This is a genomic window from Streptomyces sp. NPDC088350 (assembly GCF_044753545.1).
Lineage (GTDB): Bacteria > Actinomycetota > Actinomycetes > Streptomycetales > Streptomycetaceae > Streptomyces.
Genome location: NZ_JBIVNL010000009.1, coordinates 151274 through 174886 on the forward strand (window position 1 = coordinate 151274; position 23613 = coordinate 174886).

Consider the following 23613-nt stretch of genomic DNA (forward strand, 5'->3'; position numbering starts at 1 on the left):
GCTACAGGCCTCGGTGGGGAACGGCGGCGCGCGTCGCGAGCACGGCCGCGATCGCCTGTACGTGGGGTTCCGCGACGAGTTCGTAGTGGGTGGCGTCGACGTGGTGGACGCGGACGGGGTGGGGCAGATGGGCGTCCCACGCGTCGGGGGCGGTCGGCTCCGGGGCCAAGACCCCTTCCTCTACGGGGCGTTGGGCGAGCCATACCTCGGCGGGTGTCCGGTTCAGCCGGGGCAACCGGTGCTCGGCCATGGCCGCGAGGTTCGTCCGGCAGCACTGCGCGAGACGTTCGGCGTAGGCACGGCCGGACTCCGACAACCCCTCGCCATCATTGCCGTTGCCGCTCAACTCGCGGGCGAACACGGCGTCCACCTGCTGATCGTCGTAGGCGGCGAGCCGCTGTCCGGCACCGGGCGGCGGCGGGTCGAGGAGGTGGACGGCGTCGACGGGTCGGCCTTCCACCTCGGCAAGTGCCGCCATGGACAGGGCGGTCCAGGCGCCGAACGACCAACCCGCGAGGCGGAGGCGGCAGTTGGGGTCCGGGAACGCGGCCCGAACGGCTTGCAGGTAGTGGGCGGCACGGTCGGCGATCGACCGGGCGGGCAGCGCCGGGTCGCGCAGTCTCGGGTCGGCGATCAGACAGACCGTCAACTCGTCGGGCAGAGCGGCTGCCAGAGGCCGGTAGGCCTGGATGTCGCCGCCCACCGGATGGACCAGGCACAGCACGTCAGGGCCGGGTCCGCGCTGCCACACCTCCACGTCCACGGCGGCGGACGCGCGCGTGCCCGTGTCGAGGTGGCCGAGGATCTCATCGAGGCTCACCCGGTGGCTGAGCCGGGACAGGTCGATGTCGGTGCCGTAGCGGCGTTTCACCTCGTCGAGGAGTTCGAGCAGGGTGAGCGAGTCGGCGCCCAGGTCGTACAGCGCGGCCTGCGGGTCGACGGTGTCCACGCCGAGGAGGTCGAGCAGGATCTCGGTGAGTTCGGCAGTCGGGTCGGCGTGTACGGGGTGCGCGGCGGGCGCCGGTCGGGGGTCGGCGACCGGTTCGTAGAAGTAGCGGGCTTCCGTCAGGGGCGTGGTGTTGACCATCAGGTGCGGCAACTGGAGGTGCAGGGCCCGTCCGAAGACCGCCGCGCCGTCCTCGGGGGTGAGCGCCGCCCTCAGGTGTTCCTGGTGGCGGGCGTCGGTGGTCAGCGCGTGCTGTGCCATGCCCACGTCCCGCCAGGCGTCCCAGCCGATGCTCATGCGGACGGTGGCGGCGTCGCCGGAGGGTGCGTGATGGGCATAGGCATCCAGGCAGGAGTTGGCCGCCGCGTAGTCGAACTGTCCAACTCCCCCGAACTGGGCGGCCATTGACGAGCAGTAGGCCGCGTAGTCGGGATCGTGCTCGGCGATGAGCCGTTCGACGAGCAGGGCGCCGCGCAGTTTGGCGGCCGTGGCGCGGCGGGCGGTGGCGGTGTCGCGGCGGGCGAGGAGCGCACCGGCGGCCGTGCCGGCGGCGTGGACGATGCCGGCGAGGCCGTCGAGGTGCGGGGCGAGGCGGTCCGCGATCGTGCTCAGGTCGTCGGTGGCGAGGTCGGCCAGCACGAGGGTGACCCGGTTCTGGTGGGGGCGTAGCGCGAGAGGTGTCTCGGTTCCTCGGGCGACGAGCACCACGCGGTTGCCGGGGCGCTCCAGCAGACGCGCGGCGAGGGTGGCACCGATTCCGCCGGTGCCGCCGAGTACCAGGTGGGTGCCGGGGGCGGCCGAACGGACGGCGACCGGTGGGGAGTTGAGGGCCGGGACCGGTTGGAGGGTGCGCTGCCACCAGAAGCCGTCGCGCAGGGCGGTCGCCGGTTCTGCGATCGTGTCGTCCAGGAGCAGGTCGGGAAGGCGGGACGCCCAGTCGGCCGGGCGGGGTCCGGGCAGGTCGGTCCAGCGCAGGGTCACGCCCAGTTCCTGGCGGGGCACTTCGAGTGCGGCGGCGAGCAGGCCCGCCTCGGGAGTGCGGACGGGGCCGGTGACCGGCTGCGCGCCGTGGGACAGCAGCCAGGTGCGGGGCCGTTCGGCTTCGGGGACGTCGGCCAGGGCGCGGGCGAGTGCCGCGACGGTGTCGAGGCAGGCCCACTGGGCCGCCTCCAGCGCGTGGTCGTCGAGGCCGCCGTCGAGGGCCAGCGGCAGTGCGTGCAGCCAGTCGGCGCCGGGTCCGAACCGCTCCAACAGGGCGGTGAGTTGCCCGGAGTCGGCGGGATCGGCCTCGTAGCGGTCCTCGTCGAGACGGACGAGGGTCCCCCCGGCGCGCACGGTCACCACCCGGGCGTAGTGCCGCTCCAGGAACCGCCACGACGTGCCGCCCGCGTCCGCCGCGGTGACCACGACGGCGGTGCGTCGCGGTTCGTGGGCGCCGGTGCGGGCGCGGCGCAGGCGTGTCCACAGCGGCTGGTGCAGCCACTGGTCGGCGGGCAGTCGCCGCGGTGCGAGCCCGTCGGTCCGGGCCGGTCCGGGTGTGCGCGGGAAGTCGTACTCCTCCGTCTCGAAGGCGGGCGGTGGGAAGTCCCAGGGCGCGGACGCGGGCCCCTCCGGCCAGAGGAGGATGTGTCCGGCACACCAGGCCTCGGCGAGGGCATGGGGGTCCCGGTCCAGAGGGTCCAGAGCCGGCAGGCCGGTCTGCGGGTGAGGCTCCACCACCTCGCCGACCGCGTCGAGCCACGCGACGGCGGAGTCGGCGTCCGGGCAGACGGCCGCCGCCCGGTGCCCGAGCGCGGGCCGTCCGGCCTGGAGGTGGCGCAGGACCTGCGGGTAGGCGTCGGGGTGCGTCCTCAGGTAGACGGCGATACGGCGTCCGTCGGCGCGCACGGCGGCCTCGGAGCTGCCGGACAGCACCAGGCACGGCACCGACTCGGGCGGGACGACACCGTTTTGCGTCAACTCCGGTTGTTCGAGCAGCAGATGGGCGTTGGTCCCGCCGATGCCGAAGCTGCTGACGGCGGCCACGCGCGGCACGTCCTGCGGCCAGGGTTCGGCCGCGACCGGTATGCGGAACGGCCCGTCGTCGATCTCGGGGTTGAGCCGGTCGAAGTCCGCCGTGGGCGGGACGATCCCGTGGTGGACGGCGAGCACGGCCCGCACCATGCCGACGACGCCGGCGGCGGCACCGAGGTGCCCGATCTGGCTCTTCACGGAGGACAGCGCCACCCGCGCGTCGTCCGCCAGGCCGTACGCCTGGCGCAGCGCCGCCGCCTCCACCGGGTCCCCGAGGCGGGTGCCGGTGCCGTGCGCCTCGACATAGCCGAGATCGGCGCCGCTACGGCCGCTGCGGTGCAGGGCGGTGCGGATCGCGGCGCGCTGCCCGGCTAGGGCGGGGGCGCTGTAACTGAGCTTGTCCGAGCCGTCGTTGTTGATGCCCGAGCCCGTGACGACGGCGTAGACGGTGTCGCCGTCCCGGCGGGCGGCGGAGAGGGGTTTGAGGACGACCACGCCGGTGCCGCTGGCCCCGACCGTGCCGGCGGCGTCCGCGCTGAAGGGCCGGCAGTGGCCGTCCGGCGAGAAGATGTGCTGCGGCCGGTAGGTGTAGCCGTCGGTCAGGTCGGCGTCGACGAGGACACCGCCGACGAGCATCACCTCCGCGTCGCCCTGTCGCAGCAGCCCGGCGGCGACGTGGACACCGACGAGCGAGCTGGAACACGCCGACTGCACGGTGAAGGCGGGGCCCGTCAGACCGAGGTGGTAGGCGGCCTTGGTGGCCAGGAAATCCTTCTCGTGGTGCAGTGCCAGCCGGAAGGTGTCGGGCAGTTGGGCCGGGTCGGCCTCGCGCAGCATGCTCTGGAAGTACGTGTTCTCCCCGCAGGCGGCGAGGAATCCGACGCGCTGGGCCGTGGGGTCCGCGATGCCCGCGTGGGCGAGTGCCTCGACACAGTTCATCAGGAGCTGCCGCTGCTGGGGGTCCATCAGCCGGGCCTCGTGCGGGCTGATCGTGAAGCGGCCCGGGTCGAAGGCGAGCATCCTCGCCAACTGGCTGCGGGCGCCGACCTTTTCGTCGTTCGTCGGGAAGTGCTCGATGCCTCGGCGGCCGGAGACGACCAGGTCCCAGAAGGCGGCCAGGTCGGGCGCGCCCGGCAGTCGTACGGCCATCCCGATGACGGCGACGGGTTCCTCGGCCCGCTCCCCCGTCGGCCGTGGCGCGCAGGCGATCATCGGATCGGTGCCCTCCGAGACCCGTCCCTCGATGAGGCGGGCCAGCGCGCGGAGACTGACGTGCTCGAACAACTCCGGTACGGCGAAAGTGAGTTCGTCCTCGCCGGCGCAGCGCAGCTGGAAGCGCATCAGGTCCAGGCTGGTGGCACCGGCGTCGAAGAACCGCTGTTCCACGCCGATCGCCCTGCCGGTCACCGTCTCGAACAGCGCGGCCAGCCGTGCTTCGAGAGGTGACAGGGTCGGGGCGGTCGCGCCCACCGGGCGCAGTTCACGGCCCGGGGCGGTGAGTGCGGCCCGGCGGTCCAGCTTGCCGCTCGGTGTGCGCGGCAGTTCCGTCAGGCGGCGGAAACGGCCGATGCGCACGTAGGCCGGTAGTAAGCCGGACAGATGATTCGCGAGATCCGCGGGATCGGGGTCGTCGCCCCGGCATTGCAGGCACGCCACCAGCAGGCCGTCCGCCACCGCCACGACCACGTTCGTCACACCGGGGAACTGCAGCAACGCGGCCTCGACCTGCCCCAACTCCAGTCGGTGACCGCCGAGTTTGACCTGGCTGTCGTCACGGCCCGCATAGTGCAGCAGGCCCTGCGCGTCGAAGTGTGCCAGGTCTCCGGTGCGGTAGAAGGTCCCGAGGCCGGGGTCGTCGGTGAAGCGGTCCTGGTGCGGCGCGTCGTCACCGAGGTAGCAGCGGTTGGCCATGAGACCGCCGATCACCAACTCACCGGTGACGCCCGGCGGAACGGGGTGCCCGCCGCCGTCGACGACACGCAGGACGGCGTTCGCCACCGGACGCCCGATCGCGGGGCGCAGCGGCCAGTCGGCGGGGTCGCCGTCGAGGCACAGACCGCTGACGACGTGGGTCTCGGTGGGACCGTAGTGATTGAACAGCCGGGCCTCCGGCAGTCCGGCGAACCAGCCGCGGATCGCGTCGGTGCACACCAACTGCTCCCCCGCCGTGACGACTTCCCGCAACCGGGACGGGAACTGTCCCGTACGCACACCGTGTTCGGCGAGCAGTCGCAGAGCGACGTACGGCAGGAAGATCCGCTCCGCTCCCCCGGTCTCCAACTCCCGCAGCAGGGACGGGACATCGTGCCGCCAGGCGGGTTCCACCAGCCGCAGCAGGCCGCCGGAGCACAGGGTGGTGAAGATCTCCTGGAAGGAGACGTCGAAGGACAGCATGGAGAACTGCTGGGTGACGGCGGGTCCGCGCAGGCCGCCGTCGGTGCGCTGCCAGGTCAGCAGGTTGCACAGGGTCCGGTCGGGGACCTGGACGCCTTTGGGGGTGCCGCTGGAGCCGGAGGTGAACAGGGTGTAGAGCGGGCGCAGCCCCTGGTGCGGGGGCAGTTGGTGCTCCGCGGTGGGGGCGTCGGCGAGGGTGAGGATGTGCCGGGGCAGGGACGGTGGCGCGATCGCGGCGAGGACGTCCTCGTCCTCGGGCGCCACGAGCAGGCACAGGGGGTCGGCCCGGTCGAGTACGTGCCGCAGCAGGGGCGGCGGGTAGGCGGGGTCGAGGGGTACGACGGTGAGATTGAGGCGGGTTGCCGCCAGGAGCGCCACGATGTGTGCGACGGAGGGCTGGAGGTAGAGCGCCACGGCTGCCGGAACTGCGGGATCGGCGGGGAGGCGGGCGCTCAGGACGGCCGCCAACTCGGCTGCCTGTGCGTCGAGTTCGGCGTAGGTGAGGGTCGACTCGCCGGTGGTGACGGCCGGGGCGTGCGGGGTGTGGGCCACCTGTCGGGCGAAGCCGTCGGCGACCGTGGTGAAGTCCGGTGCCCGCGTGGGGCCTTGACCGTGGTCGGGCAGGGTACGGCGGTAGTCGGCGACCAGTTCGTGCAGGGTGGCGTCGGTGTCGCCGGTCAGGTGATCGAGGGTCTGGCGGAAGAGGCGGGCCGCGGCTCGGGCGCGTTCGGCACCGATGTCGTCGCGGTACTCCCACAGGCAGTCGAAGCCGCCCTCGTGCTCCACCACCGACAGGGTGAGGGCGCATTTGGCGCCCAGCGGTTCGGGCCACACCGGTCGTATGTCGCAGCCGTCCAGGCGCAGTTGCGCGAAGTCGGTGTTCTCCAGGACGAACAGGTAGTCGAACAAGGGGGTTCGCTCGCGGAAGGCACGGTCCGCGAGGATGTCGGCGAGGGCGACCTCCTGGTCCCGCAGCACGGCGCGTACGGCATCGGAGTGGGCCGAGAGCTGGGCGTCCAGCGACCGGTGCGGCTCCATCGACAGGTCCAGGAGCACGGTGTTGGCGAACATGCCGACCGTGTCGGCGAATTCGGGCCGGGGCCGGTTCGCCACCGGTGTTGCGATCAGCGGACGGTCCTGCCCGGTCACGCCGTACAGGCTCGCGGCGAACGCGGACACCAGCAACTGGAAGCGCGTCAGGCCGAGTTGTGCGGCACGGCGGTCCAGTGCGCTGCGCCGGACGAGGTCGAGAGAGGTGCGCAGCAGGCGGGCCCGTGGTGCGTCGGGGGCGGGCAGTGCGGGTGACGGTTCGCCGTCGCGGCCGTAGTGGGAGCGCAGTCGCGTGCGGCGGTCCTCGTAGGCGGGGCTCGTGTGCCAGGTGCGCTGCCAGTGGGCGAAGTCCAGGGGGGTGTAGGCCGAGCCGTCGGCGGTGCAGGCGTTGGTGAGGTCGCGGAGCAGGAGGTTGAGCGACCAGCCGTCCACGGCGATGTGGTGCAGGTGCAGGAGGAGCAGTCCGCCGTCGGGCCGTGGCACCCAGGCCGCCCGCAGCATCCGGGCGTCCGCGAGGTCGAAGCGGTGGTCGAAGAACCGGTCGGCGGTGGCCTGCCACTCCTCCCCGGGGCGGGCTTCGAGGTGGTGCCACGGGTCGTAGGGATCACCGGTCTGTTGGAGCAGTCCGTCGGGGGTGGGGACCAGCCGGGTACGCAGGGCCACGTGCCGTTCCACCAGCGTGCGCACCGCGCGGTGCAGGGCCGCCGTGTCGGTCCTGCCCTGGACGAGGAAGGCCAACGGCACGTCGTAGGAACGGTCTTCGGGCTCGCGTTGGTGCTGGAGCCAGAGGCGTTCCTGCTCACTGGTGGCCGGTGCGGTCGGTTCGCCGGAGGGGGCGGGCACCGGTGGGTGTTCTCCCGCGGCGGGCTCCGGCGTGTGGACGGCGTCCGCGAGGGCGGCGAAGTCGGCCCGCAGGACGAGGTCGTGGGGCAGGTCGACGGCGAAGCGGTTGAGGATCTCGAAGCGGAAGCGCAGCGCCTTCAGCGAGTCGCCGCCGCTGGCCGCCCAACTGTCGCCGGGGCGCAGGCCGTTGACGGCGAGGATGTCCCCGGCGACCTCCAGCACCCGCCGCTGCTCGGCGCTGACGGGTGCGTCGTCCTCGGGCGTGCCGCGCCACGGGGTCAGGGCGCCGCGCAGCAGCGCCGCCCGGTCGACCTTGCCGTTGGCGTTTCGCGGCAACTCGGTGACGAGGTGGGTGTGGTGGGGGCGCATGTACGAGGGCAGGGCGGCGGCGAGATGGCGGTCGTAGGCGTCGTAGGAGAGTGCGTCGCCCAGGACGAGGAAGGCGAGGAGTTCGCTGCGGTCCGCTTCGTCGCGGCGGGTGCACACGTAGGCCTGGCGGACGGCGGAGTGGGTCAGGATCTGGCGCTCCACCTCGCCCGGTTCGATGCGGAAGCCGCGCACCTTGACCTGGCGGTCGGCCCGGCCGACGTAGGTGACGCGGCCTTCGGGGTCCTGGCGCACGAGGTCGCCGGTGCGATACCAACGCCGTTGTCCGTCGGACTCGTTCGGGAGTCGTACGAAGCTGCGGCCGGTCTGTTCCGGGAGGTTGCGATAGCCCCGGGCCAACGCCGGGCCGGACAGGAGGAGTTCGGCCACCTCGCCCGGTTCGGCGGTGCGGTCGTCCTCGGTGCGCAGGAGCACACCGGTGCCGGGCAGCGGGGTGCCGATGGGGATCGTGTCGCCGTCGAAGTCGCGTGGGATGGGGTGGCACAGGGCGAAGGTCGTCGCTTCCGTCGGCCCGTACACGTTGTGCAGCACGGTGTGGGCCGCGGAGTTGGTCTCGTACCAGCGGCGGATGATCCGTGCGTTGAGCTGTTCACCGCCGACGAGTACCTGCTCGGCGGTGGCGAAGCAGTCGGGCACCTGCTCGACGACCGCGTTGAACAGGGCCGTGGTGATGAACACCGTGTCGACGCGACGCTCGCCGAGTGCCCCGGCGAGTTGCTGCGCGCTGTGCACCTGGGTGTCGTCGAGCACGACGCAGACGCCCCCGGTCAGGAGCGGGACCCACACCTCGAAACTGAGCGCGTCGAACGCCGGGTTGGCGAGGCAGGCGAAGCGGGCGCCGGTCCGCAGGTCGAGGTAGCCGGGCCGGGCCAGTCGCAGCACGCCTTCGTCGGTGACCTCGACGCCTTTGGGGTGTCCTGTGCTGCCGGAGGTGTAGAAGACGAAGCCCGTGTTGGTGTCAGTGTCTGTGTCAGTGTCAGTGTCAGTGTCGCCAGGGTGTGCTGCGGACACGGCGGGCAGGTCGGAGCCGTCCTCGCTCAGTAGCAGGTTGACGTTCAACGCCGGGAGCTGCGCGGGCAGTTGGGGCACGCTGTCATGGACTACGGCGACGGCGCCCGAGTCGTCGACGATGTGCCGTTGGCGGTCTGGCGGGCTGAGCCGGTCGAGGGGTACGACGGTGGCTCCGGCGCGGCGGATACCGAGCATGACGCAGACCAGTTGCCAGGAGCGGGGCAGGCACACGGCGACCGCGTGGCCGGGGCGCACTCCGGCGGCGCGCAGTCGCGCGGCGACCCGGCCACTCAGCCGTTCGAGATCGGCGTATGCGAGGACTCGACTGCCGTCCTCGACGGCGGTGGCGGAGGGTGTCCGGCGGGCTTGGGCAAGTACGGTCTCGGCGAGGGAGGCGGAACGGGCGGGGGCCGCGTCGGACGGGACCGGGGGCAAGGCCAGGGGTGGGGTCCGGGTTGGCGTCGAGGTCGAGGGCGTGGCCTGGGCCAGGGTCGGGACCTGGGCCGGGGGCGTGGCCCGGGTCGGGGTCGGCGTCGAAGCCGGGGCCGGGGCCGGGGTTGAGGCCGGGGCCGGGGTCGGGGTCGGGACCTGGGTTGAGGCCCGGGTCGGGACCTGGGCCGGGGTCGAGACCTGGGCCGGGACCGGGGTCGAAGCCGGGACCGGGGCCGAAGCCGGGGCCGAGACCGGGATCGGGATTGGGGTCGAGACCTGAGCCGGCGTCGAAGCCTGAGCCTGCGTCGGCGTCGGCGTCGGGGAAACGTCGCGAGCGGGTTGGAGGTCCATCACGCCTCCCGTATCGACAGGGTCAACTGGGCGGCGTGGTAGGCCAGTTCGGTGGCGAGCAGGGTGCCGACCTGGGTCGCTCCGACGCCCTCCAGGATTTCCCAGTGGTCGCACTCCATCGGCTCGACGCGGTAGTCGCCCTCCGCACGGCGCCGCCAGAAGGCACGGACCTCGGCGTGGAAGGGGGTGTCGGTGCCGTCCGGCACGGCCTGGGCGAGGACCAGGCGGGTCGGGGAGGCGGCCGGGAGGTGTGCGCGGGCGGTGAGCCGGTTGTGGTTGTAGAGGTGGAAGTAGCGGTCGACCTGGGCGTCGTCGATGCCGGGGTACATCCCGTTGAACCTCACGAGTTTGTCGCGGAACTCGGCCTCGTCGACGGCGCCGATCTCCGCGCGGGCGGACGCGTCGTCGGTGGCCTGGGTGTCGAGAAGGACGACACTGACCGCACGGTGTCCGGCGCGGGCCAAGAGCCGTCCCATCTCGTGGGCGACGAGGCCGCCGTAGGACAGGCCGGTGAGGACGAGTGGTTCCTCGCCGAGGGGTTCCAGGAGGCCCAGGTACTCCTCGGCCATGGCTTCCACGGTGGGCAGGAGGTGCTCGTCGGGGTTCACTCCCGGGGACTGGATGCCGTACAGCCCGACGGTCTCGGGCAGGAGCGCGGCCAGGGGGAGGTAGCAGAAGGCGGTGCCGCCGGCGGGGTGGACGCAGACCACGCGTGGGCCGGTGCCGGGGCGGAACTCGATGAGGCTGCCGGGGGCTTGGGCGGTGCCGTCCTCGCGCAGCAGCGCGGCGAGGGATTCGATGGTGGGGCGCGTCATCACCTCGCCCACCGGGAGACGGCGGCCGAACGTCTCGGTGACGGCGTGGGCCATCTTGATGGCCGAGAGTGAAGTGCCGCCTATCTCGAAGAAGTTGTCGCTGACGCCGATGTCGGGGTGGAGCAGGATGCGCTGCCATATGCGGTACAGGCCGTGTTCGATGTGGTCGCGCGGGCTGGCGGTGTTGACCTGGTCGGAGGCCGACTCCTGGGCCAGGCACAGCAGTTGGGGCCGGTCGAGTTTGCCGCTGCGGTTGAGCGGCAGGGTGTCGAGGTCGAGGAAGACGGCGGGGATCATGTAGTCGGGCAGGCGGCGGGCGAGGGCGGTGCGCCAGTCGTGGGTGGTGCGGGCCGGTGCCGTGCCCCGGCCGATGCCGGCGATCAGGCGGGGCTGTCCTGCCGCGTCGTGGTCGACGAGGACGGCGGCTTCACGGACGCCGGGCAGGGCCATGAGCGCCGCCTCGACCTCCGCGGGTTCGATCCGGAAGCCGCGGAGTTTGACCTGGTCGTCGGCGCGACCCAGGTAGTGTGCCTGGCCGTCCGGCCGGCGCCGGGCGAGGTCTCCGGTGCGGTAGATCCGCTCACCGGGCACGAACGGGTCGGGCAGGAACCGTTCTTTGGTGAGGTCGGCGCGGCCGAGATAACCGCGGGCCAGCGAGGCACCACCCAGGTACACCTCCCCCACCACGCCGGGCGGGACGGGTTCCATACGGCCGTCGAGCACGTACATGCGGGTGTGGGGCAGCGGGCGGCCGATGGGGCACGGGCGTTCCAGCGGACGGGGGTCGTAGTACGCGGTGCTGTAGAGGGTCGCTTCGGTGGGGCCGTAGCCGAAGCAGATCCGCAGGCCCGGGAGTTGCTCCGTCATGCGGTGCAGTGCGGCCTCGGTGAGGGACTCGACTCCCGTCAGCAGCTTGCGCAGCGGCAGTCCGCGCAGGCGTACGGCGGGGTCCTCGTCGATCCACTTGATGTAGGCGGGCGGCAGGAACGCCTGGGTCACCGCGTGTTCGCGCATCCACGCCAGCAGTGCCTCGGGGTCGCCGCGCAGGTCTTCGGGGACGATGTGCAGGACGCCGCCGGTGGTCAGGGGCAGCAGCAGTTCGTGGATCGAGGCGTCGAAACCGATGCTGGACCAGGCCGAACCGACCTCGCCGGGGGCGGTGCCCATGCGGGCGTGCCAGGTGGCGAAGAGGTTGAGGACGCTGCGGTGCTCCACCGCGACGCCCTTGGGCCGGCCCGTGGACCCGGAGGTGAAGATCACGTAGGCGAGTCGGTCCGGCGTGTGGCCGATGCCTGCGGGCGGACCCTGCCGGGTCGCTCCCTCGGCTTCTCCCGCGGCTTCTCCCTCGACTTCTCCCTCGACTTCTCCCTCGACTTCTCCCTCGGCTTCCACGGTCCTCAAGTCGAGCCATTCCGGGGCGCGTTCGTCGCTGTCGTGGTCGCTCAGTACGACGGGGCAGGCCGCGTCCTCGGTCATGTTCGCGAGGCGTTCGGCGGGCTGGCCCGGATCGAGCGGGAGGTAGGCGGCGCCCGCCTTGAGGATGCCCAGGATGCCGACGGCCAGGTCGCAGGACCGTTTCGCGTGGAGGCCCACCACGTCGCCGGGGCGGACGGACCGGGCGACCAGGGCGTGCGCGAGGTGGTTGGCGCGGCGGTCGAGTGTCGCGTAGTCCAGCGAGCGGTCCCGGTCGACGACGGCGGTCTGCGCGGGGCGTTCACGGACCTGGGTCTCGAAGAGTTCGACGAGTCCGGACGCCGTGTGCGGAGCGGACCCGGGGGCCTGCGACTGCGTGGCGTCTCCGTCGAGCAGTACCCGTCGGCGTTCCTGTGGGTCCATCAACTCCAGTGCGCGGATGTCCCGTTCGGGGTGGCAGGCCATGTCGGTGAGCAGGTGCCGCAGATGGCCGGACCAGCGTTCGGCGGTGACCTGGTCGAGGAGGGCCGTCGCGTAGTCCAGGTGCCCGGTGATGCGGCCCTCTGACTCGGTCGCGGAGAGAGCGAGGTCGAACTTGGCCGGGGCGTGGGCGATCGGCAGCGGCTGGGCGTCGACTCCGGGCAGGTGCAACAGGTTCCGCCGGTCGGGCTGCCAGGCCAGCATGGTCTGGAACAGCGGTGTACGGGAGGCGCTGCGCGGCGGGTTGACCAGTTCGACGATGCGCTCGAAGGGCAGGTCCTGGTGAGCGAGTGCCTCGCGTACGACGGCGCGGGTGCGGGCGAGCGCCTCGGACGCGGTGAGGGAGCCGGACAGATCGATGCGCAACGGCAGGGAGTTGACGAGGAAGCCGATGAGACCGGCCGTTCCCGGGCCGCGCCGGTTGGCGAACGGGCTTCCGACAACGATGTCTTCCTGCCCGGAGAGACGTGACAGCAGGATCGCCCAGCCGGTCAGCAGGGCCACGAAGGGCGTGGCACCGTGTCGTCTGGCCAGGCTGCGAAGTCCTGCCGTGACCTCGGCGCCGAGGCTGAACTCGGCCCGCCCGCCGTCGTATTGCTGTTCCGTCGGCCGTGGACGGTCGATGGGCAGTTCAAGGACCGGCGGCGCGTCGTGCAGCGCGCGCTGCCAGTATTCCTCCTGAGTGCCGAGGTCGGCTTCGCGCTGGGCGCGCACATGGTCCGCGTACTGCACCGCGAGTGGCGGCAGGGGGTTCGGGACGCCGGCCGACAACGCCTCGTAGAGCTGGCCGAGTTCGTCCATCATGACGTTCATCGAGACGCCGTCGTAGATGCTGTGATGGAACGTCAGCAGGAGTACGTGCCGCTCGGGTCCCACGGCGAGAAGACGGCCGCGTCCGAGCGGGCCGAGTTCGAGGTCGAACGGCCGTTGCGCCTCGTCGAGTTGACGGGCGGCCACGCGCGTGTCGGGGTCGGTGGCGGCGGTGAGGTCCTCGAAGGTCAGGGCGAACCCGGTGCCCGGCGGGTCGATGTGCTGACGCACGTCCCCTTCCGTGGCCACCAGCCGTGTCCGCAGGGTTTCATGACGTTCCGTCAGTGCGTCAAAGGCACGGGAGAGTAAGTCGCCGTCGAGCGGGCCCGCCAGGGAGAAGGCGATCGTCTCGTTGTACGCGGCGTTCGCGCCCGGCAGTTGGGCCAGGAACCACAGTCGCTGCTGGGCGAAGGAGGCGGGCCGGACGCGCGGGGCCCGTTCGGTGCCCTCCGGGGCCGTCTCGGTGGACGCGCGTGGAGTGGGGACAGGGTGAGGGGTGTTGTGCACCGGCGGTACCTGGCCTTCCCATCGGTGTGGGGCTGGGTGACATCGGGCGCGACAAGCCGGGATCACCGGACTGCCGACGGCCCGGAAAAGGCGCGCTCGCCGTCGAGGGGCGTCGGGGGCGGAGCGCGGGGCCCGTGGCCGGGACACGCGGGGCGCTGTCACCGCGGAGCGGTCACCGGGGACGAGGCACACGTCAGGTCGTTGATGAAGGGGCTGGTCCACGGGGTGATACGTCCGAAAGCGGCCTGGTGATGCGATAATTCAATGCCCGAAATCGCTGGACAATTACCTGGTCACATCGTTTTCCTGCTCACTCGGATTTCCCTTCCGGAACTCCGTGACACAGCTGTAATCATCAATCACAGGCTCAGGACATGTCAATACTCGACATTCCGCGACACCTCACAGAAGGCCCACACCGAAAAAGAGCCCCATGAAACCGGCATATAGGAAGAAGGGTTCCACAACGTCACACGTTTTCCCCCGGAGTGAGGTGAAACGCCGTTGCAGGCAAAGAAAGCCTGATGTTCCGGCAGACCGACCCATGTTCAGGCGTCGCGATCGGCTCTACGCACGCGTCCGCTCTTCTTCCTGAGGTACCGCGTATCCAGGCACGGAAGGCCAGCGCACGGTCAGGACCACGGACTCGTCCTCCGCGACCCAAGAATGATCCACCCCCTGGCCCCAGACGACATAGTCGCCCTGCTCTTCCAGTAGCACGCTACGACCGGGAAACTCCATACGGAAGCGACCGGTGATGAGGACCAGGAGAGCGGTCCGCACTTCTCCCTCCACCCACCGTGCCCGTTGTTCGCCACGTGGGTGTACACCCCATTTGACCTCCACAGCTTCACTGTGCCGAGGATCGCCGTGCTCCTTGAAGTGCCCGAGCAGCCATCCCCGGTCCAGTACCGCGTCCTTGCCCGCGTTGCCCACGTACACACCGTCTTCCATGCGCCGGAACGCTAGCAGTCGCCCTGGACGGGACGGAGGTCACACAGGTCCGCCGAGATCCTGCGCGATCCCGCGAAACCGATCTGCCGTACATCGGAGTGATCCTTCCTGCTGGTCTCCCGCAACCGTCAGACGGCGTCGAAGTTTCTGGCGAACTCGAGCACGGCCTTCGCCAGTCCGTCGGGAGCTTCCATCGCGACGTGAACACTGGGCGCTGGCCCGGAATCTTGAACACCCACTCCGCCGGTCCCGCTCACCGGAGGGCGTCGCACAGCAGGCTCGCTGCCACCGCCGCTCCGTCGGTGCGGAGCTCCGCGCCCAGTGCCTTTGCCCGCTCCCGGGTCTCGGGTGCGAGGGCCGTCTTGAACGCGATGCTCAGGGACTCGGCGGTCGACGTCGGACCGTCCAGTGCCACGCCGATGTCGAGGTCGGCGACCCGGCCGGCCCAGTACGGGTTGTCCGCCAGCTGGAGAGGTACCACTACTTGGGGCGTGCCCGCCCGGGCGGCCGTCAGCGTGGTGCCCGCGCCGCCGTGATGCACCACGGCGGCCACCCTGCCGAACAGACGCTGGTGGTTGGCCTCGCCGATGGCGAAGCAGTCGTCGCGGCCGTCCACCAGGTCCAGGTCCGCCCAGCCTCGGGAGACGAGTAGGCGGTGCCCCTGTGCGCGGATCGCCTCGACGGCCCTGCGGACGATGTCCGGCGACGGGCTCATGCTGCCGAAGCCGACGTAGACCGGCGGCGCGCCCGCCTCCAGGAACGTCGACAAGTCGGCCGGGAGCGGGCGTTCGTCCGGCAGGGTCCACGCACCCGTCTGCGTCACGTCGAGGCCCGGGGTGTCCGGCCACGGTCCCAGAACCGGGTCCGCCGCCAGCCACGGCCGGCCGGTGACAACGTGGTCGCGGACGTTGTCCACCGGCGGCAGACCGATCGATGCCCGGTGGCTGTTGAGCGGGTCGGCGAATTGGGCGTTCACGTTGTGGGCGTCCAGCTCCCACAGTGTCCGGTTGTCGCTCGCCTCCGGCTCCGGCCAGCCCGGCCGCGGTGGCGGCGCGTGGTGCGGAGACGGGAGGTTGACCGCCGAGTAACTCACGTACACGTAGCGGATGCCCGCCGCCTCGGCCACGGACCGCGCGGCGATCTGCGCCAGTCCGGCCGCAACCAGCGCGTCACATCCGTCGACCGCCGCGGGGAAGATGTCGAACTGCGCGGCGACCATCTCGGTCCGGTACCGGGAAAGATCCGCCGCCGACGGCAGAGTCGACCCCCGCATCAACTCCCGCGCCGGCGGCCCGACCGGCACCAGTTGCACCCCGAGACCTGCCAGCCGCTCCGCGAACTCCTCGTCCGGCGGGGCGCACATCCGCACGTCCACTCCGAGCGCCCGTAGCCGCACCGCGAGTGCCACCAGCGGCTCGACATCGCCACGCGTTCCGTATGTGGACAACAGCACCCGCATTCAGCGTCCTCTTTCGCTCTGTCTTCCCATACGTCTCGGCCGGTGCCCGCCCAGGCTTCAAGCGGTCCTCGTTGATGGTGAGTTGATGACGAGTTGATGGTGAGTTGGTGGCGATGCGTCGGTCGTAGCGGATGCGCGGCAGCAGCTTACGTCGCGTGGTACCGATCGCGGCAGGGGTCGCCGATCAACAAGGAGTCGGGGCGCGCGCGCCCTGCCCTTACCCAGGTGTATGGGCAAGTGAGCGCCGACGTAGCGGAGTTGGAGGAAGTCGGCACGGGACAGTGGCGGCCCGGTCTTGTCCCCCGCACGGAAGACCTCGTCGATCAACGCCCTCTCGCGTGGAGCCGTCCGCGGTGGCTACGGTGAGCGCCAGCGTGCTTCCAGGCCGGCGGTGTGGCGTCGGCGTGGGGCCGCCCGTACCCGTACGTACCCGGCGAGGCACGCAAGGTTCCGGATCGTCAACACAACCTGAGAGCCACTCCATGCAGAGATCGTCCGTGCCCATCCCTGATGTTTCGGTCATCTTGCCCTGCGCCGGTTACGGAACGCGTTTCGGGGCGCCCTACGCGAAGGAACTGCACTGTCTCGCTCCCGGGGTCACGGTGCTGGACCGCAGTCTGGAAGCCGTTGTCGAGCTGGCCAAAAGCGGGCTCACCGTGCGCCTGGTCGTCGTGTTCGGGACACACAAGCTGGACACGGTGAGTTATCTCGCGCGCTACGCCGACACCTTTCAAATGGTCTTCGTCTACCAGGACCAGTCGTTCGAACCGGATCTCGACGGCGCGATCCGGACCGCGTTGCCGATGACGCGAGGGCCGGTCGCTCTCGTCCTCCCCGACATCGTTGTCTCCGGGGCGGGCAGTGCCGGCAGTCTTCTCGCCGCACTGCAACAAGTAGAGGTGGCGGGTTGGAGCGTGGTGGCCGCCGAAGAGCGGGATCCCGGCATGCTGCGGCAGATGGGCGCGCTGGCCTTGGTCGCGGGGGACGACGTCGCGACCGTCCGGGCGGCCACCGACAAGCCGGCGGACCCCTCCGGCTTCAACGCGTTCTGGGGCATGGTGGCGGTCACCGAGGAGGAGGCACACCGGTTACCCGAGGTGGTCCGCAAAGGGGCGGACAGCCCACTGTCCGGTGCGGTCGCTCTCGTCGTGGAGCGGATCGTCAACTACAACACCACCATGGGCTGACTTCGCCGGCGCGGACGAGTTCGTGCGCGGTCGGCGCCGCGCACACTCGCCGAGGTCGTCGACCATCTCAGTGCGTTGGCGGGCCGGACCGATTCCGTGACAGGACACCCGTTCGAGCCCTCCGGTCATGCGTTCGGCCGACACCGCGCGCGCCGATGCCGGGTTTCTGCCAACGATCCGACTATGCACAGCCGAAGACGCACCCTCATGCCGCTCGCCGCCCTCGCGGCCGCCGCACTCGTCCCCTCGCTCCCCAGCACCGTCGCGGCGGCCGACCGCCCAGGCACCACCGACTCCGCACGCCCCGCCGCCGACTGGCCCGCCGCCAAGCGCGTCCAGCCGGTGTCCGCCACGATCAAGGTCACCGGCAACCGCGACTTCGACTTCACCCGCTTCGTCGGCACCGGCGCGCTCGCCGGCGGCGACCAGGCCGAGAACCAGCCGCCGATCCTGGAACTCGCCGACAAGGCCACCGTCTCGAACGTCATCATCGGCTCCCCCGCCGCCGACGGCATCCACTGCCGGGGCACCTGCACCCTGAAGAACGTGTGGTGGGAGGACGTCGGCGAGGACGCGGCCACCTTCAAGGGCACCGCCGCGAACCAGACCATGACGATCGACGGCGGCGGCGCCCGCAAGGCCGCCGACAAGGTGTTCCAGCAGAACGGCCCCGGCACCTTCGTCATCAGGAACTTCAAGGTCGAGAACTTCGGCAAGCTCTACCGCTCCTGCGGCAACTGCAAGACGCAGTACCAGCGCCATGTCGTCCTCGACAACGTCACCGTGAAGTCCCCCGGCCTCGACATCGTCGGCATCAACTCCACGCCCTACGGCGACACCGCCCGCCTCTCCCGCATCACCATCCAGGGCGACCCGGCGCGCAAGATCGTCGTCTGCCAGAAGTTCCGCGGGGTCACCTCGGGCGAACCCGCGAAGGTCGGATCCGGACCCGACGGACGCAACTGCATCTACAAGACCTCCGACATCACCTACAAGTAGGAGCGCCACCGATGTTCACCTCCAGGGTCCTCAAGGGCCTCACCGCGTCGGTCGCCGCCGCCGTAGCCGCACCGCTCCTCCTCGCCCCCTCCGCCGCGCGGGCCGCCGACAACTGCACCGCCTTCAACACCATCAAGGCGTCCCCGTACTACCTCAACAACAACGTCTGGGGCGCCAGCGGCGCCACCGGCAAGGAGTGCACCTGGCTCAACTCCTACCAGGGCAGCAAGGTCAACTGGGAGACGTCCTTCGACTGGTCGGGCGGCAACCCGACCGGCGTGAAGGCCTACGGCAGCATCGTGCTCGGCTGGCACTGGGGCTGGAAGGACACCACCACCAAACTCCCCGTCCAGCTCAACAGCCGCCGCAAAGTCACCTCCAACTGGACCTTCGGCATCACCCAGAACACCCCGTCCGTCATGAACGTCTCCTACGACGTCTGGTTCCACCAGAAGTCCAACCCGAACTGGGCCGACCAGCCCCACGACGAGATGATGATCTGGCTCAACCACCAAGGCGGAGCAGGCCCGTTGGGGACGAAACGCGAGCGGGTCACCATCGGCGGCACGGCCTGGGACCTGTACGTCGGGCAGATCGTCAACAAGGACCAGGCAGGCAAGGTCACCAGCAGCTGGAACGTCTACTCCTACGTCCGCGTCGCCAACACCAACTCGGCCACCACCGACATCACCGCCATGGCCGACGCCCTCGTCCAGCGCAGGCTGCTGGCCAACACGGCGTATCTGACGAGCGTCGAGGCCGGGACGGAGGTCTTCCGCGGACGCGGCAAGCTGAGCAGCAGCTCCTACTCGGTCAACGTCGGCTGACCGCCCCGGTCCACCGCTCCAGCAGCGCCTCGTTTCACTGACCTGCCTGGTCAGGGGCGTCCTTGGAACACAGAACACAGAACACAGCTAGCTGATGCCATGTGAGGGGCGGTCCTGCGCGCGGACCGCCCCTCACCCGCATGGCCGTCGGGGTGATTCGCGCGCAGGACCGCCGCGGCATGATCCGTTCACCGTGGGGCGACGCTGCGCGAGCTGGTACACGAGTTCAGGACCCGTGGGCCGGTCAACCGGCGGACGGCGCAGACGACGTTGAAGGCGTCCTACACAGACGTGCGCCGACGCGGTCCGTAACCGTCGCGCGGTACTACGCGCGACTGAGCGACTCTTGGCCGAAGGCGGCCGGGGCCATGTGTCACTCGACCGCGTTGCCGCCTTTGCCGGAGTCGGGAAAAGCACTGCCTTCCGGCGCTTCGGCAACCGCGCCGGACTGCTGCAGGCGCTGCTGGAGGAGCGGTCCCGGGAACCGCGCGATGCGGTCGGGAACGGACCCCCGCCCCTGGGACCCGGAGCGCCCGCACCGGAGCGGCTGCTCGCCTCCACGGACGCGTTCGTCCGGCTCAAGCTCTATCGGCACGAGCCGGCGCAGCAGTTTCAACGGTTCACGCGCGTGTCCATACTGATTTCTGACTAATACGGCTGATGGGGTGGGACTATCCGTTGTGTGCTTCGAGGCCGGTCGCCGGCGTCTGTTGGGTGGCCGCCCACGAAGCCAGGAGCGCCAAATTGTCAGCGGTCGGTGTGCCCGCGGGTGCGGTGTAGACGTTGAGGTGCAGGCAGGGTTCGGCGGGCAGTTCCAGGGACTCGACGTCCAAGTCGAGCCGGCCCACGATCGGATGGCGCATACGCTTGCGGCCGGACCGGCGCAGCCGCACGTCCTGAGATGCCCACCGCTGCCGAAATAGCTCACTGCACGTTGACAGTTCGCCGACCAGGGCGATCAGCTCCTCGTTGTGCGGATTGCGGCCGGCTTCCATGCGCAGCTTCGCCGCCGCGTCACCGGCAATTTGGTCGTAGTCGACAAAGAAACCCCTGGCCGCCTCGGGGTTCAGATAGACGAACCGCGCTGTGTTCGCGGGGCGTCGCGGGTCGGCCAGCACCGGTGAATACAGCGCACGAGCAAGTTGATTCATGGCGAGCACGTCATAACGGCCATTACCGATCAAGGCCGGCGCATCGGAGATCGCGTCGAGCACCTGCTGCAGCGTCGAACGCACCGTCACGGCAGACCCGCGCCGGCGTGGGCCGCTGGGCGTCCTGGATTGGCGCGCGAGGTGGAACAGGTGGTCGCGCTCGGCCTCGTCGAGTTGCAAGGCAGAGGTCAACGCGTCGAGCACGCCATCGGAGGCACCGGCGAGGCTGCCGCGCTCCATGCGCACGTAGTAGTCGACAGATACCCCCGCCAGTAGCGCTACCTCCTCGCGGCGGAGACCCTTGACCCGGCGGTTGCCACCGTAGGCGGGCAGGCCCGCCTGCTCGGGTGCGATGCGGGCGCGACGCGAGCTGAGAAACTCCCGGATCTCGGTGCGTAGATCCATCGCGGTTCTCTCCTCACCGTAAGCCCGTCCCGCAGCCTAATGGATATTTGTTGCGGTCGTTGCGGTGCCGCCGTCCACCGGGATGATGGCGCCCGTGAGGTAGGACCCGGCCCGGCTGGCGAGAAACACGGCGGCACCCGCCATGTCGTCGTCGCGGCCGACCCGGCGCAGAGGGGCCGCCGCCGCGATCGTGTCGCCGATGGCATCGAGAGTGGTCGCCATCATCTGCGACGGGAACACTCCCGGTGCTACCGCGTTCACCGTGACGTGCTGGGGGCCCAGCTCTCTGGCAAGTACCCTGGTGAGCTGATGGAGTGCAGCTTTGCTGCTGGCGTACGAGTAGTTGGGCGACGGGGCGACATGGATGGCGGCGATGCTGCCGATGTTGATGATCCGTGCGGGATCATCGGCGGTGCCCGCCTTACGAAGTGCCGGGAGCAGTGCCTGCACCAGCCAGAACGGCGACTTGAGGTTGAGGTCGAGCACTGCGTCCCAGGCCTCGTCCGGGAACGTCTCCAGCGGCTCGCGCCACATCGCTCCCGCGTTGTTGACAAGGATGTCCAGGCGTTCCGAGTCGGCCTGGACAAGATCAGCGAGGCGCCGACACTCGTCGTGCCTGGACAGGTCGGCGGGGATTGCTCGCACGTCGCCGAATTCGGACAGTAGACGCTGTGCCTCCGCGCACGTGTCCGCGTTGCGTGAGCTGATGACGACGCGGGCGCCCGCCTGGAGAAGGCCGCGCGCTATCATCATCCCAATTCCCCTGGTGCCGCCAGTGACAAGGGCGTACTTCCCACTCAGATCGAAGAGTTCTGCGTGAGTGGTGAATTGATTGTCCGTCATTGCTTTCCGTCCCTTATGTCGTGGAAGAATGCGCCAACATGGTCGCGCATTCGGAGCAGCCGAATTGAGCTGATGAGGGCAAAGCCGCAGTGCGTGTCAATGAATTGTTGTCGGCGCTTTCGACTCAACCAGATTGACAGGCATTTGGGACGTCGGGGAGACCCTGGTGATACAGGTACTGTGAGAGCCCCCCTTGGCTGGTGCGCTGACTCACCTTCGCCAACGAGAGCGGCCAGTTCGATCCGAGCGCCATAAATCCGGACCTTCTCCGACACCCTCGTCGTCCCGTCGCTGGACCGGCTCGGCTGCTCGGCCGCTCCCTCCAGGACCTCATCGCCATCGTGTCCGGCCGGCGGAAGCGCGGCGTCGGCTTCACCTCGCCGTCCGCGCCCGCGGCGCCCGACTCGGCCGCCCGCCCGCCATGACCGACGAACAGGTACGTCACGCCCGCGACCTGCTCGCCCGCCCGGAGAACACCGTCACCCCGATCGCCAAGCTCCTCGGAGTCTCGCGCTCGCCGAGTCGACCAACACGGCAGAACTGCCCCGACCCTCCAGGTCAAAGGACTGATCACCGCCGTTTGCGGCTGGCGAGACGGTTCTTACCGGCACCCCTTACTCGCATAGGTGCTTCACCCCGGTGCCCGCAGCGAGCGGCAGGGCGCAATCCTCCTAGCCGCCGACCACGGCGCTACCGAACGCCCATCGCCAGCGGCGAGTCCGCCTGGCTCAAGTTGAAACGCCGCCAGTACTCCCGCCGAACTGCGTCGAGCACGCCGTACGCGAACGTCAACGCCGAAGTCGGCCAGTCGCAGCCACTCCAGTGATACATCAGCCGACGCGACTTCAACCCGCCCCAACCAACCCCGGTTCAGCCGGTCAGCGACTCCTCACTCCCCCGCCCGAACAACCCGCTCATCCGGAATCACCGCCACGCCGACGATCTCGATCATCGCCTCCGGCTGCCACAGCGCGGTCGTGCCGATGCCGGCCATCGCCGGGTAGACCGGCCCCGCGAGTTCGCGCCAGGCCTTCCCGATCTCCTTGCCGTGCGCCTGGTAGTCGGGGATGTCGGTGAGGTAGAGCGTCAGGCTCACCACATCCTCCGGGATTCCGCCGGCCGCCCGCAGCGTGGTGAGCACATTGCCGAACGCCTGCCGGAACTGCTCGACGATGCCCCCCGGCACGATCCGCATGTTCTCGTCCAGGGCCGTCTGTCCGCCCAGGTAGAGCGTGTTGCCGCTGAGCGTGCCGTGCGAGTAGCCGCTCGGCGCGGGGAGCGCGGGCGGGTTCACCGGGAAGGGCGGGTTCACCGGGATCGGAGTCATTGCGGGTTCCTCCTCGGACGGATCGGACGGGCCGACGCAGGCAGCGTAACCCATCTATTGACTGATTTCGACGGTCGTGAAAATCTCGCTATACCGCTGCCGCGGCCCGGTCACTCGAACCGCCGCCACCCGAAGCCCCCGAGCCCCACGCCCCACACGCCACACCCCCCGAGGGAGAACACCCATGAAGCTCGCCACCGTGGCCCACGCGGGCCGCACCACGGCCGCCGTCCTCGACGGCGACCGCTGGCGAGCACTGCCGGCCGACGACCTCTCCACACTGCTGACGACCACGCCGACCCACCACGTGTCGAGCCTCGTCGGCGTCGAACTGCCGGGCGCCACCCCGGTGTTGCCGCTGCCGTCCCCGCGCAAGGTCGTCTGCTGCGGCCTCAACTACGCCGACCACATCACCGAGATGGGCCGCGAGCTTCCCGCCCACCCCACGCTCTTCGCCAAGTACGCCGACACGCTGACCGGCCCCGAGGACGACCTGTTCCTCCCGCCCGGCCTCGACGTGGACTGGGAGGCGGAGCTCGCGGTCGTCGTCGGGGCGGAGCTCACCCGCGCGGACCGAGACACCGCCGACCGGGCGATCGCCGGATACACGGTCGCCAACGACATCAGCGCGCGCGACTGGCAGAAGCGCACGCTGCAGTGGTTCCAGGGCAAGGCGTGGGACCGCACCACACCGCTGGGGCCGGTCGTCGTCACGCCCGACGCACTCGACCCGGTCGCGGGCGTCGAGGTGATCTGCCGCGTCAACGGCGTCGAGCGCCAGCGCGGCAACACGCGCACGCTGGTGTTCGACGCCGCCGATCTGCTCGCCTACATCTCCACCTTCACGGTCCTGCGTCCCGGCGACATCGTGCTCACCGGCACCCCCGGTGGCGTGGGGTCGGGCATGACCCCGCCGGTCCAGCTCGCCGACGGCGATCTCATCGAGACCGGGATCCCGGGCATCGGCACCCTGCGCAACCGTCTCCGTCTCACCGACTCCAGGAGCTGA

Annotated in this window: 12 protein-coding genes; 5 read left to right on the plus strand and 7 right to left on the minus strand. The window is 70.3% G+C overall.

Annotation, left to right across the window (positions count from 1 at the left end; translation table 11 throughout):
- Nucleotide 1 precedes the first annotated feature (1 nt).
- The 4 genes from ACIQBL_RS30855 to ACIQBL_RS30870 all read right to left on the minus strand — a co-directional run bounded on the left by ACIQBL_RS30855 (nt 2) and on the right by ACIQBL_RS30870 (nt 15865).
- Nucleotides 2–9079 carry an amino acid adenylation domain-containing protein gene (locus tag ACIQBL_RS30855; protein ID WP_401947167.1) on the minus strand — a complete coding sequence of 3026 codons (9078 nt, stop codon included), beginning with the start codon at nt 9077–9079 and terminating at the stop codon, nt 2–4.
- A 347-nt stretch (nt 9080–9426) separates the two neighbouring features.
- Nucleotides 9427–13452, minus strand: a complete 4026-nt coding sequence (locus ACIQBL_RS30860; protein ID WP_401947170.1) for an amino acid adenylation domain-containing protein — start codon at nt 13450–13452, stop codon at nt 9427–9429.
- Between the two features lie 567 nt (nt 13453–14019).
- Nucleotides 14020–14406, minus strand: coding sequence for a signal peptidase I (locus tag ACIQBL_RS30865; protein ID WP_401947172.1), 387 nt, complete (start codon nt 14404–14406; stop codon nt 14020–14022).
- 253 nt (nt 14407–14659) lie between these two features.
- Nucleotides 14660–15865 carry a glycosyltransferase gene (locus tag ACIQBL_RS30870; RefSeq protein ID WP_401947175.1) on the minus strand — a complete coding sequence of 402 codons (1206 nt, stop codon included), beginning with the start codon at nt 15863–15865 and terminating at the stop codon, nt 14660–14662.
- A gap of 602 nt (nt 15866–16467) precedes the next feature.
- Between ACIQBL_RS30870 and ACIQBL_RS30875 the strand changes: the two genes are divergently transcribed.
- The 4 genes from ACIQBL_RS30875 (at nt 16468) to ACIQBL_RS30890 (ending at nt 19530) form a co-directional block, all read left to right on the plus strand.
- The gene (locus tag ACIQBL_RS30875; protein WP_401947177.1) at nt 16468–17052 is read left to right on the plus strand and encodes a hypothetical protein; all 585 of its coding nucleotides are present in this window, start codon (nt 16468–16470) and stop codon (nt 17050–17052) included.
- Nucleotides 17053–17235: 183 nt separating this feature from the next.
- Nucleotides 17236–18051 carry a pectate lyase gene (locus tag ACIQBL_RS30880; RefSeq protein WP_401947180.1) on the plus strand — a complete coding sequence of 272 codons (816 nt, stop codon included), beginning with the start codon at nt 17236–17238 and terminating at the stop codon, nt 18049–18051.
- An 11-nt stretch (nt 18052–18062) separates the two neighbouring features.
- Nucleotides 18063–18878, plus strand: a complete 816-nt coding sequence (locus tag ACIQBL_RS30885) for an endo-1,4-beta-glucanase (RefSeq protein WP_401947183.1) — start codon at nt 18063–18065, stop codon at nt 18876–18878.
- 346 nt (nt 18879–19224) lie between these two features.
- Nucleotides 19225–19530: a TetR family transcriptional regulator gene (locus tag ACIQBL_RS30890; RefSeq protein WP_401947186.1), complete on the plus strand. Its 306-nt coding sequence runs from the start codon at nt 19225–19227 to the stop codon at nt 19528–19530.
- Nucleotides 19531–19549: 19 nt separating this feature from the next.
- Here the strand turns inward: ACIQBL_RS30890 and ACIQBL_RS30895 are convergent, their stop codons facing one another.
- The 3 genes from ACIQBL_RS30895 to ACIQBL_RS30905 form a co-directional block, all read right to left on the minus strand.
- Nucleotides 19550–20434, minus strand: coding sequence for a helix-turn-helix transcriptional regulator (locus ACIQBL_RS30895; RefSeq protein WP_401947189.1), 885 nt, complete (start codon nt 20432–20434; stop codon nt 19550–19552).
- Between the two features lie 36 nt (nt 20435–20470).
- On the minus strand, nt 20471–21277 hold the full coding sequence (locus ACIQBL_RS30900; RefSeq protein ID WP_401947192.1) for an SDR family oxidoreductase: 807 nt from the start codon (nt 21275–21277) through the stop codon (nt 20471–20473).
- Nucleotides 21278–22166: 889 nt separating this feature from the next.
- The gene (locus tag ACIQBL_RS30905; protein WP_401947195.1) at nt 22167–22604 is read right to left on the minus strand and encodes a RidA family protein; all 438 of its coding nucleotides are present in this window, start codon (nt 22602–22604) and stop codon (nt 22167–22169) included.
- A 184-nt stretch (nt 22605–22788) separates the two neighbouring features.
- Between ACIQBL_RS30905 and ACIQBL_RS30910 the strand changes: the two genes are divergently transcribed.
- Complete coding sequence (locus ACIQBL_RS30910) at nt 22789–23613, plus strand: fumarylacetoacetate hydrolase family protein (protein WP_401947197.1); 825 nt, start codon at nt 22789–22791, stop codon at nt 23611–23613.

What these genes read in the sequence shown, in the direction of transcription:
- ACIQBL_RS30865 (WP_401947172.1), bottom strand. Translation starts at nt 14,406, where the DNA reads ATGGAAGACGGTGTGTACGTGGGCAACGCGGGCAAGGACGCGGTACTG.
- ACIQBL_RS30870 (WP_401947175.1), bottom strand. Translation starts at nt 15,865, where the DNA reads ATGCGGGTGCTGTTGTCCACATACGGAACGCGTGGCGATGTCGAGCCG.
- ACIQBL_RS30880 (WP_401947180.1), top strand. Translation starts at nt 17,236, where the DNA reads ATGCACAGCCGAAGACGCACCCTCATGCCGCTCGCCGCCCTCGCGGCC.
- ACIQBL_RS30885 (WP_401947183.1), top strand. Translation starts at nt 18,063, where the DNA reads ATGTTCACCTCCAGGGTCCTCAAGGGCCTCACCGCGTCGGTCGCCGCC.
- ACIQBL_RS30895 (WP_401947189.1), bottom strand. Translation starts at nt 20,434, where the DNA reads ATGGATCTACGCACCGAGATCCGGGAGTTTCTCAGCTCGCGTCGCGCC.
- ACIQBL_RS30900 (WP_401947192.1), bottom strand. Translation starts at nt 21,277, where the DNA reads ATGACGGACAATCAATTCACCACTCACGCAGAACTCTTCGATCTGAGT.
- ACIQBL_RS30905 (WP_401947195.1), bottom strand. Translation starts at nt 22,604, where the DNA reads ATGACTCCGATCCCGGTGAACCCGCCCTTCCCGGTGAACCCGCCCGCG.
- ACIQBL_RS30910 (WP_401947197.1), top strand. Translation starts at nt 22,789, where the DNA reads ATGAAGCTCGCCACCGTGGCCCACGCGGGCCGCACCACGGCCGCCGTC.